At 47.2% G+C, this 12,747-nt stretch carries 2 protein-coding genes; both read right to left on the reverse strand.

Going from position 1 to position 12,747, the window contains the following annotated elements:
- Positions 1-11: 11 nt before the first annotated feature.
- Positions 12-3,293 (reverse strand): amino acid adenylation domain-containing protein, encoded by a 3,282-nt coding sequence (locus V7K84_RS10810; protein ID WP_334837970.1) that lies wholly within the window; start codon positions 3,291-3,293, stop codon positions 12-14.
- Positions 3,290-12,730, reverse strand: a complete 9,441-nt coding sequence (locus tag V7K84_RS10815; RefSeq protein WP_334837972.1) for a non-ribosomal peptide synthetase/type I polyketide synthase — start codon at positions 12,728-12,730, stop codon at positions 3,290-3,292. The genes V7K84_RS10810 and V7K84_RS10815 overlap by 4 nt, the downstream gene beginning before the upstream one ends.
- Between the last annotated feature and the right edge of the window lie 17 nt (positions 12,731-12,747).

Here is a 12,747-nt window from a genome sequence, read left to right on the forward strand (position 1 = left end):
CGATTTATTACTTAGTTGTTAGTGGATCGATGTTTTTGTCTTAGTTGCTTTTGTTGCTTCATTGAACTTGTACGGTTGTGAGTTCGGTCATAATTATGCTGAAAAGAAGGTTGTTCGCTCTGTTTTTGGCTGCAATAATTAGCCAACGTGCTAATAGTTGGATGTTCAAAGATGTCAACCACTGATAACTCTTGGTTCAAGAGTTGACGCAGTTTGCTATACGCTTGAATGACGAGTAAGGAATGAGCACCGAGATCGAAGAAATTGTCGTGTACGCCAACCTTTTCTAATTGAAGAACCTCTTGCCAAACAGTGGCGATTATTCGCTCCATCTCGGATTGTGGTGCTACATAATCTTCGAGTAATTCAGGGCGCAGATTCTCTGGAAGGGGCAGTGCTTGGCGGTCTATCTTACCGTTATGTGTCAGTGGCAGTGCCTTGAGCAACACAAAGGCTGATGGCAGCATGTAGTTAGGTAGTTTTTCTTCCAAGAAGCGGCGCAGTTCAGTAATTGTGGGTGCTTGCTCTGAGTCAAGGACAACATAGGCGACGAGTCGCTTGTCGCCAGGAATATCTTCCCTAGCTGCGATCGCAACCTCCCGCACAGCCGGATGCTGGGACAGCACAACCTCAATTTCTAACAAATCGATGCGGAAACCTCTTATTTTGATTTGGTGGTCGATGCGACCTAGAAATTCAATATTGCCATCGCTTAAGTAGCGTACTAAATCACCTGTTTTGTAAAGTCGATCGAATTTGAAATTTTGTAGACGCAAAACGGCTTTTGCAGGTATTTTGAATTCTGAATTGTCAAAGGGGTTAGCGATAAACTTTTCGGCGGTTAGATCCGGGCGGTTGAGGTAGCCCTTAGCTAAACCAACACCACCAATATATAATTCCCCTGGTACACCAACGGGGACTGGTTGCAGTTGGGCATCCAGGAGATAGACTTGTGTATTGGCAATGGGGCGACCAATCGGCGGCTGGCGATCGCTTTGGTTACATTCGGCAATGGTAGCACAGACGGTTGCTTCTGTTGGTCCATAAGCATTAAAGAACCGTCGGTTTGCTGACCATCGAGCCACAAGGTCGGGGGAACATGCTTCTCCAGCGACGATAATTGTCTGCAATGCGGTCAGTTCCTCTGGTGGTAAAATCGCCAGTACAGAGGGGGGCAGAGTCACAATTGTAATCGCTTGCTGACGCAACAACTCAATTAAAGTCGCTCCAGGCAAGAGATCCTGCCGCTTTGCCAGCACTAGCGTTGCTCCCGCAGACAGAGCCATAAAAATTTCCCAAACCGAGGCATCGAAGCTCAAGGAGGCGAACTGAAGGACACGGCTGGCTGGTTGGACATCAAAGAGTCTCTGCTGGGCAAAAGCCAGATTGCATAACCCCGAATGTCCTACTATGACTCCCTTTGGTCTCCCAGTAGAGCCGGAAGTGTAGATGACATAAGCCAAGTTATCAGGTGTTACTCTGCTAATGGGATTCTCGCAGCTGTGTTGGGAGATCACCTGCCAATCAGTATCCAGGCAGATTGCACGCCCATTATGTTCAGGCAGCTTATCAACTAATTGTTGTTGAGTCAGTAGCACCGATACTTGAGCATCTTCGAGCATAAAAGTCAAGCGGTCTTTCGGATAGGCTGGATCTAAAGGCAAATAAGCCCCGCCAGCTTTGAGAGCGCCTAATATCCCCACGATCGCTTCTAAGGAGCGCTCCAGACACAAACCAACCACAGCATCCGCTCCTACACCCAAAGAATGCAAGTAATGTGCTACCTGATTGGCGTGTTGGTTCAACTCAAAGTATGTTAGTTGCTTGTCTTCAAACACCAATGCCACAGCATCCGGCGATCGCTCAGCTTGGGATTCAAACAACTGATGGATGCAGACATCCTGGGGGGAATCAATTTGAGTGTGGTTCCACTCTACCAACAATTGCTGACGTTCTTTTGGTGTCAGCAGTGGCAAATCTGCCAACTGTCGCCCTTGATTGGTAACCATACCTTCTAACAAGGTTTGTAAATGCCCCAGCATCCGGCCGATCGTCTCCGCATCAAAGCGACGGCAATCGTAGCTTAGTAGCAGTGATAATTCTGTACCCAGCCTTGCCGCTACAGTTAGGGCATAGTTTGTCCGCTCAAAACCACGAACATGACGAATCTGTATGCTTCCGTCCGGCTTGTGCAAGGAAGCATCTATTGGGTAGTTCTCAAATACTACAATGCTTTCAAACAGGGGCAACCTTCGCGGCACATCACTCCACCCCTGCACCTGCACGAGTGGGCTGTACTCGTAGGAGCGCATTTCGACATGCTGAGTTTGTAGTTGCTTCAGCCAAGACAACAGATCGGCTTGAGGTGATACTTGCACTCGCAGGGGTAGGGTATTAATAAATAGCCCCACCATCGACTCGACCCCTGTTAAGGTCGGTGGACGGCCAGAGACAGTAGTGCCAAACACTACATCTTCCTGACCGCTGTAGCGCGACAGAAGTAAAGCCCAAGCGCCTTGTAACAAGGTATTCACAGTCAGTTGATGCTGTCGAGCAAAGGACTCTAGGGCTGCGGTTGCTGTCTTTGATAGCTGGATTTGCTGATGAGCGTGAGTTTGTTCTTGGTTGGAAATGCTACCCAAAGCCTTGCCTACGACCAGTGGAGTTGGTGCTGTCAAACCTTGGAGCGTTTGCCGCCAGAATGCCTCGGCTTTAGCTAAGTCTTGCTGTTGCAACCAGGCGATATAGTCGCGATAGGGACGGCTACGTTTTAAGTATAAGTTTTCACCTTGACGCAATGCCTCGTAGAAAGTAAAGACTTCTTTGAATACCAAGGGCAACGACCACCCATCTAACAGCAGGTGATGGTGACACCAAATAAATTGGTAGGTGTTCTCGTCTACCTGGATGAGTGCCAGACGCATCAGTGGTGCTTGGGAAAGGTCAAAGCCTCGCTGCCGTTCTGCTTGCAGGAAAACCTCCAGTTGTTCTTGCTGCTCTGGTGGGGACAACTCCCGCCAGTCGTGCTGCTCCCATGACAGTGTTACCTGCTGTCGCACGATTTGGAGTGGTTCATTCAGATCCTCCCAAATGAAAGCAGTGCGTAAAACAGGATGTCGCTCCACAACTTGTTGCCAAGCTTGCTCAAACGCCGAGGTACTAAGGTTTCCTTCAAGGATGCAGATCAACTGCTCAAAATACACCCGTGACTCTGAGGCATAAAGAGTGTGAAAAAGCATACCCTGTTGCATGGGCGAGAGGGGGTATATGTCTTCAACATTTTTGATTTTCATGTTGATACCTCGTCCGAACGATCGATTAACATAGCTAGTTTGCTGAGTTTGTCTTCATCAAGTCTTGCCAAAGGAAAATCAGAAGGTGTATAACCTCCGACATCGGGTGATTGGCAGTGGTCAATAAGCGATCGCAAAACTGCCACAAAATTCTCGACTAAACCTTCAATTGTGGTACGTTGATGGCGATTGTTGCTGTAAATCCAATCGAGTTGCAGACAGCCCCCAACCACAAAAGCGTTGATCTCCAACAGATGACTCCGGTGCGATCGCAAACTGTTTTCTGGTCCACTGGATTCTTTGGCTACTCCAAACATCCCATCCGGAGATAGCATCTGATCCAACTGACCCAGATAATTAAAGCTCACCTCAGCCTGGGGTAGATTTTGCAGTTGCTCGGTAATGTCTGTGTTTCCCTTAAGATAGCGCAGCAGACCATAACCGATGCCCCGTTGGGGAATGCGGCGCAGTTGTTCTTTAACCGCCTTCAAGGCCTCTGGGAGATTGTCTGCTTCTGGTAGCTCCAAGAACACAGGGAAAACTGTGGTAAACCAACCTACTGTACGTGACAAGTCTACCCCTTCTAAGATTTCCTCTCGTCCATGACCTTCCAAGTCCACCAGTAGATAGCGATTACCAGTCCATTGGGCACAGGTCTGCACCAAAGCCGTTAGTAGCGCATCATTGATTTGGGTATGGTAGGCTTTCGGCACTTCAAAAAGCAAAGCATGGGTTTCTTCGGCGCTCAAGGACACCGATAGAGTGCAGGCTGATGCCTCAGTGTTGTCACCCTGAAGATCGTCCACTGGCACGGAAGCAACAAAAGACCGAGAACAGGTCAGCCAGTAGTCTAGTTCTGACTCCAGTGCTGGCGATCGCGCATACTCAAAAAGTCGTTGACTCCAATCCTGGAAGGAAGTTGTCTTGGGTGGCAGTGCAATTGCCTGTTTATGGTTCAGTTGTTGGTATGTCGTCTGCAAGTCCTCCAGCAAAATCCGCCAAGAAACCCCATCTACTGCCAGGTGATGGACGATGAACAATAGGCGGTTGGGCTGTTTTGCACCCAGGTCAAACAGCGCCACCCGCACCAAAGGCCCCTCTGCCAAGTTCAAGCTCGCCTGTAGTTCTGCGGCGGCGGCTTCAATAGCAGGTTTTTGCTCCTCCTCCTTTAGCCACGACAAATCCACCCGTGTGAACGGTAGCACCGCATCTGGAAGGGCGTTAACTTGCTGCCAGCCGGATGCTGAGCGCACAAACCGCAAGCGTAGGGCATCATGATGCATTAGTAATTGCTCCACCACCTGTTCCAATAATCCTGGGTCTAAGGTTTGCCGCACTTCCAGCAGCATTGCTTGATTCCAGTGGTGCGGTTGTGACAATTCCTGTTCAAAGAACCATCGCTGGATCGGTGTCAGTACCACTTCTCCTGTTACCAATTTTTGTTTGATTTGAGACACAGAAGAGATTTCTGCTACCGTTGCTAACTCGGCAATTGTCTGGTTAAAAAACAACTGCTTGGGAGTCAGCACTAAACCCGCCTGATTGGCTCTGGCGATAATCTGAATGCTGAGAATTGAATCCCCACCTAATTCAAAGAAATTGTCATGGATGCTGACTTGTTTTACTCCCAAAACTTCAGCCCAGATTTTAGCTAGTATCTCTTCTGCGGAGGTTTGCGGTGCCACATAGGAGCCTGCCAATTCCGATCTAGCCGGGTCGGGAGCTGGCAGGGCACGACGATCTAGCTTGCTGTTGGGTGTTAATGGTAGGGTATCGAGGAACACTATAATAGTGGGTACCATGTATTCGGGCAGCTTTTGCTTGAGGAACTGCTGTAGTTGAGCGATCGCTGGTATCGGTGTCTGGTTAGCTACCACATAGGCTACTAAACGCTTGTTACCAGGTACATCCTCCCGAACGATAACCACTGTTTCTTGCACAGCCGGGTGCTGGCTTAACACTGCTTCAATTTCCTCTAGCTCAATACGGAAACCGCGAATTTTTACCTGGTCGTCAATGCGACCGAGATACTCGATGTCTCCGTTGGACTGATAGCGAGCCAGATCGCCAGTTTTGTACAAACGATCGCCAGGTGTATCACTAAAAGGGTTACGGATAAATGCCAGGGCGGTTTGCTCTGGACGGTTGAGGTAGCCTCTGGCTAAAGGGACACCGCCGATGTAGATTTCACCAGGAATTCCAATTGGCACAGGCTGTAGCTGTCGATCCAATAGATAAATCTGTGTGTTGGCGATCGGGCGACCAATGGGTATTTCCTGGCTGGCCAACAAAGTCCCTGGTTCATACACAGTGACTATGATAGTTGCCTCTGTTGGGCCATAGGTATTTACCCACCGGACATGTTCCGCTCCAGGCAATTGCCTCCACATCGCGAGAGTTGCCGATGAAGCTTTTTCTCCACCCACCACTACTAATCGCAGAGTCTGGGGCAAAAGCTTGTTTGACAAAGCTAAACTATGCACCCACTGATGCCAATATGCCGTTGGCAGGTTGAGGACAGTCAATCGTTCTTGTTCGCTCACCTGCCAAAGATCCATGCTCATAGACACCATATCTCCAGAGCGGAGGACAACAGTGGCACCAGCGAGCCAAGAGGGGAAAAGTTCTTCTGCGGCAATATCGAAGCTAATTGAAGAAAACTGAAGAATGCGATCGCCCACTTGCAGACCATACTCTTTCGCCACCGCCACACCATGATTGACTAATCCCTGATGGTTGATGAGAACACCTTTTGGCTGACCAGTGGAACCCGATGTATAAATTAGATAGGCTAAGTGGTTGGATGTAACTCCACTGTTGAGATTTTCCTGACTGTATTGGGTATTCGCTGGCCATTGGGTGTCCAAGCATACCCCACGTGCTTGATGTTGCGGAAGCAACTTGACTAAATGCTGTTGAGTCAATAGTACTGGAAGTTGTGAATCTGCCAGCATGAAGGCTAGGCGCTCAGAGGGATAAGCTGGATCTAGTGGCACATAAGCCCCACCAGCCTTAAGAATGCCCAACAACCCCACGACCATTTCCAACGAGGGCGACATGCATAAGCCCACCAAAGTACCCGGTTTTATACCTAGAGAACGCAAGTGGTGTGCTACCTGATTGGCACGAGAATTTAACTCAAAGTAGGTGAGGTTCTGGTCTGCAAATACTACCGCCACAGCATCAGGTGTTCTCTCGACCTGGGCTTCAAACAACTGATGGATACAGGCATCCTGGGGATAATCGGTTTGGGTGTGATTCCACTCCAGCAACAACTGTTGACGCTCTTTTTGTGTCAGCAACGATAATTCTAAGAGGCGCTGCTGTGGGTCAGTGACAATGCTTTCCAGCAAAGTTTGGAAATGCCTCAGCATCCTGTCGATCTTCTGTGCCTCAAATAGGTCGGTGCTGTAATCCACCTCCAACAGCAATTCACCGTTGCTCTCAATGATATTCAAGTCGATATCAAATTGTGCATAACTAATAGGAGGTGAAACTAACTCCACTTCCAACCCAAACATCTTTGGCATACTCTTGGGTCGGTCTAGATTAAATGTTGCGGTCACTAAAGGAGAGCGACTAGGGTCTGTGCGTAGATTTAGTTGCTTGAGTAAATTGGCGAAGGTATAATCTTGATGTTCGTAAGCATCTAACAAAACATGCCTAATCTTGGTTAAATATTCTGAAAATGTCGGAGAGCCAACCAGTTGACTGCGTATTGGCAGTAAGTGAGTGCAGTAGCCTACCATGTTTTCACTACCTGACAATGTGCGCCCAGCTACAGGAATACCAACCAAAATATCATCCTGATTTGTGAATCGATGCAGCAAAGCAATATAGGTTGCTAGCAGTGTCATAAATAAAGTGCAACCCTTCTCTCTACTCAGCCTTTGGCACTTAGTATAAAGAGTTGCTTCCAGCTTCATACTTGCTCTCGCTCCCCTATAGGTTTTTACAGACGGTCGAGGGCGATCGCTAGGTAACTCTAAAATGGGAATCGAGTCGGTAAATTGCCCCAACCAGTAGGCTTCATGTTCCGCCATTTGGTCAGTTTGGCTTTGCCGCTCCTGCCATTGAACATATTCTCTGAATTGCAAAGGTGGTTCCTGCTGACAATCGATACCCTTACACTCTGCTGAATAAAATACACTCAACTCTTGTAGCAACACATCCATCGACCAGCCATCGATGATAATATGATGCATCGTAAAAACAAGCAGGTGTTTTTCTGCTTCTAACTTGAGAACGTGGATACGCAGTAAGGGCCCTTGCGTTAGGTCAAAACATTGTTGGCTCTCTTGTATTAGCCACTGTTGCACTTTTGTTTCACGCTCAGCAGTATTGAGACTTGAGAAATCAATTAAAGGAACATCTATTGTCAGAGTTGGTAAAATCTGCTGGAAATCTCCCTGGTTGCTGATGGTTGTCCGTAAAGCTTCATGACGCTCGATCGCCTTGTGAACATCTGTGTGCAGTGCAGATAAATTTAACGATCCCCGCAGTTCTAGAAGCAGAGGGAGATTATACGCCATTGCACCCTCGTCTCCCACCTGCGCCAAAACCCAAAGTTGCTTTTGTGCTTCTGTGAGGGGGACGGTGTGTACTTTGGTGGTATGGGAAGTCAGAGTAGACTCTGCAATCCTAGAGGAATTTGTCAAAGTGTTTGATATTAAATGTGATCGCTGATGTCCATTTTGCGAGTTGGCAGGTCGTTTGAGGAAGAAACCTCCTGTTCGCATGGACTCTACGCTCTCTTTGACAGCCCGAATTATATAATTAATATCTTCATCAGTATGTGCTGTAGACAGAAAACAGTTGCGCCCTTCCCAGATGTAGACTCCCTTCTCAATTAGATGGTAAAACAACAGATCCATATTGCCTGAGAAAGAAAACCGGAACAGGGAGCCAAAATATACTATTCTGATCGGCACATCCTCTTGTTCAAAGTAAGCATTGAGTGTTTCGGCTAGCTGTGCTGTGCGTTGGTTTAACTGCTGTTGAAGGGCTGGGCCTGCTTTTTGGAGATGTTTCAGTACAGCCAGTGTACTAGCCATAGCAAGAGGATGCTTGTTGAAGGTTCCCGCAGCAAATGTCTTTTCTGCTTGAGGAGACGAGCCATCACCGTAATTCCACAGACCGCCATCGATTCCATTCATATAGGTAGCTTTGCCAGCGACAACGCCAATCGGCATACCACCACCTATGACTTTGCCATATGTTACCAAGTCTGCTGCAATGCCAAACCAAGCTTGGGCACCGCCAGGATGAATCCGAAAGCCTGTAATCACTTCATCAAAAATTAACGCCGTTCCCGTTGCTTGTGTTAATTCCCTCAACTGTTGGAGAAACGCTCTAGGTTGTAAATCTGGTCTGCGGCTTTGTACAGGCTCAACCAAAACGGCTGCTAATTCGTGAGCATGGGCTTGTATAACTTCTAACGATTGGGGGTTTCCATAATCCAGCACCAAAACATCTTCAATTATTTTCTGTGGGACTCCTGGAGCGATCGCAACAGAACGCGACTGTCCATCTACAGTCTGTGCTGTTGCTAAAACTCCGTCAAAGTGCCCATGATAAGAACCTGAAAATAGAGCAATTTTGGTACGACCTGTCGTCATACGTGCCAGACGCAGTGCTGTCATAACTGCTTCTGTTCCAGAACTACAGAAGGTGACTCGCTCAACGCCGGTCATTTTGCAAATTAATTCAGCAACCTCACCCGCCAGATCGGATTGGGGACCAAGGTGTATCCCTTGTTTGAGCCGTGCTTCTAGGGCATCAGTAATAAAAGGCACAGCATGGCCAAAAAGATGCACCCCAAACCCCATTGTGATGTCTATGTACTCGTTGCCATCAATATCCCAAATTCTGGAGCCTTTGGAGTACTGTCCAACAATGGGATAAAGCATCTCTTTGATGGAAAGACGAAACCCAGCAGCACCTCTACTGTCAGCCCAAACGGGATGATAGGCTTGCTTGCGTTGTTTTGATTTTTGAGTGCGCTTTGTATAGCTTGCAATCAAAGCCTCTAGGTGCTGTTGTTGTTCGGGACTTAGCCTTCTACTTGGTTCTGACTTTATTATTTCTGCATTTGTTTGATTTGGCTTTGGGTAACTCGATAAAGTATCTAAAAATCCATTGGTCGTAATTTGGGATTGAAAAGATGCATCGCTTAGAGAGTTAGCGTTGGGTGATGTTCTCTTGAGGGACTTAGATGATGTGATGTCTTTTGAAAGCGATTTCTGTGCAGGTAAACCTCTGGTGCGTAATACCTCCAACTGTTGAGACATGAGTTGAGACATGGCTTCAAGCTGCTGCGCCATAATGCGTTCCAGTGCAGTCTCAGATACTGAGATACTCTCTTCTTTTTTCGGCACATCAGCGGTTGCATTTACAGATGTTGTTAAAACTGATTGTTGGGATGGTACATCAAGTTTAGTCTGTGTTTGTAGCGAATCTTTCGGAATTCTATCTATGTAAGTAGCTAGGGCATCAATAGTTGTTAACTCTTCAAAAAACTGGCGAACTGCAACCTTAATGCCAAAAGTATTTTCAATAATACCCACAGCCTCTATAAGGACAAGCGAATCAGCACCCATTTCAATAAAAGGTGCATGAACATCGATTTCATCTGGGTTCATTTGTAGCAAACGAGCTACAATGATACGCAATTTTGATTCGCTCTTATCCTCTGGCGCTATCTGCGGCGTCATCTCAACTTGTGCCTTTAATAGTGGATCTGATTTCTTAACGCTTGCAGGTTTTTCAGATTCCATCCAATAACGTTTGCGTTCAAAGGGATAGGTAGGCAGGGACACTCGGCGACGTTGATAGTCTCGATCGAATCCAGCCCAGTTCACATCTACCCCTTGAATCTCCAGTCTTGCCAAACTGTTTAATAGCACCCGCCAGTCATCTTGCCCTTGCTTCAAAGAAGGCAACCAAAAACCCTTTTGTTTTGGTAAACATCTCTTACCCATACTTAGTAAAGTGGTACTAGGGCCAAGTTCTAGAAATATTTCATAACCCTGTAGAGCCAGTGTATTCATCCCTGCGGAAAATTTCACCGTTTCTCGCATGTGGCGACGCCAATAGTTTGCATCCGGGATTTCTCCTGGCTTGAACATTTGACCCGTTAGATTTGAAATCAGGGGAATGCTTGGGGGTTGAAACTGCACTCTCGCTGCCAAACGCTCGAATTCGTCGAGAATTGGGTCTATTGATGGTGAATGGAAAGCGTGAGAAACCTGCAAAGACTGTATGACAATTCCCTCAGACTTTAACAGTTCAATCGCGGACTGCACAGCCTCTCCCGCCCCCGAAATGACGATGTTTCCAGAGCCGTTAACAGCAGCGATCGCCACCTGTTCCTCATACGCAGCAACAGCAGTCTTCACCCGCTCCTCAGTTGCAAACACTGCTGCCATCTTACCGTCTTGTGGTAAGGACTGCATGAGCCGACTGCGTTCGGCAACTAGCTTAAGTCCATCTTCCAGACTAAACACTCCAGCCACACAAGCAGCTACGTATTCCCCCACACTATGACCCATGACAATGTCTGGTTCTATACTCCATGACCGCCACAACTCAAACAAGGCATACTCCAATGCAAACAACGCCGGTTGAGTGTAGGCAGTCTCATCTAAGCGCGAGGTTCCCCCAGTTTCAGGATAAAGCACTGACAACAAAGGTTGCTGTAGATACGGGCGGAGTATTTCATCGCATCGTGCCAAAGTTTTACGAAAGGTCGGCTGGGTTTCATACAGTTGGCGTCCCATCCCCACATATTGGGAACCTTGGCCAGCGAACAAGAACGCTACCTTGGGATGGCTCATGCCTTCGACATGTCCATTCAGCAACTCAGGTGCTTCCTCCCCATTGGCAAAGCTAGCCAACTTCTCAAGCATTTGAGTCGATGTCTCGCTCACTGCAACTAGACGATGGGGAAAATGAACCCGTCCGACATTAGCTGTATAGCAGACATCCCCCAACGGTACTGATGGATGCATTGCTAACTGGCTTTTAAATTTAGCTGCTAACTCCATCAAAGCTCTCTGGCTCTTTGCCGACAGACAAAGGAGATGTAGGGGACGTTCCACTTGAGAATACGCAAATTCGGGTGCAGGTGCTTCCTCTAAAACCACATGGGCATTAGTACCGCCAATACCGAAGGAACTCACCCCGGCTCGACGGGGAGTCTCGCCTGTTTCCCACTCACAAGCTGTCGTATTCACATAAAAAGGACTGTTGATAAAATCAATGTGGGGATTGGGTTGTTCAAAATGTAAGCTGGGTGGTAGTAACTTATTTTTGAGAGCTAAGACAGTCTTAATTAAACCTGCAACACCCGCCGCCACATCCAGATGCCCAATATTGGTTTTCACCGAACCAATTGCACAGAAGCCCTTCGCTTCAGTACTAGCGCGAAAAGCTTGAGTCAGCGCCGCAACTTCAATGGGATCTCCAAGAGTTGTTCCTGTCCCATGAGCCTCCACATAAGCGATCATGTCGGGCATAACCCTAGCTATGGTAAGAGCATCCTTAATCACCTGTGCCTGACCATCTTCACTAGGTGCGGTATAGCCTACTTTCAATGAACCATCATTGTTGATGGCAGAACCTTTAATTACCGCATAAATATTGTCCCCATCCGCGAGGGCATCTACCAGTCGCTTTAAAACAACAATTCCTAAACCGTCGCCTTTTATGGTTCCCTGGGCTTTAGCATCAAAAGCTCTACAGTGTCCATCAGGAGAAAAAATCATCTCCTCTTGATGCAAATAGCCAACCTTTTGAGGAAAGTATATTGAAACACCACCAGCTAAAGCCATATCACACTCACCATTTAGCAAACTTTGGCAAGCTAGGTGAACGGCGACTAGTGAAGTTGAACAGGCACTTTGAATCGTGATACTTGGACCATTGAGATTTAACTTGTAAGAAACACGTGTTGCTAAGAAATCTTTATCATTTGAAATCAGAGTTTGGAAACTACTTGGTGTTGATTCAAGGTTTAAACTAGGGTTGAGTAACAGATAGGTGTTCAGACTTGCACCAGCGAAAACTCCAACTGAACCTGCATCCGTTCCAGAACTGTAACCAGCATCTTCCAACGCCTCCCAAGCACATTCTAAAAACAGGCGTTGTTGTGGGTCCATAATATTAGCTTCTCTGGGAGCAAAGCCGAAGAATGAGGCATCAAATAGATCCACATCTTCTAATACAGCTTTTGCTCTCACATAATTGGCAGCTTTCAGCAAAGTAGAATTAATGCCTAAAGACTCTAGTTCCTGCTCAGAAAAAAACGAAATAGATTCTACCCCATCCTGGAGATTCTGCCAGAATTCATCAATATTTTTGGCACCTGGAAAGCGACCGGACATGCCAATAATAGCTATTTCTAAATCGAGGTCATCAATAGCATTCAGATGACTCATTTTACACTACCTCACTA

This window comes from Nostoc sp. (assembly GCF_036917315.1).
In the GTDB taxonomy this organism is placed as follows: Bacteria; Cyanobacteriota; Cyanobacteriia; order Cyanobacteriales; family Nostocaceae; genus Nostoc.

Excerpts from the sequence above, each read along its gene's own strand:
- V7K84_RS10810 (WP_334837970.1), bottom strand. The coding sequence starts at position 3,293 with ATGAAAATCAAAAATGTTGAAGACATATACCCCCTCTCGCCCATGCAA.
- V7K84_RS10815 (WP_334837972.1), bottom strand. The coding sequence starts at position 12,730 with ATGAGTCATCTGAATGCTATTGATGACCTCGATTTAGAAATAGCTATT.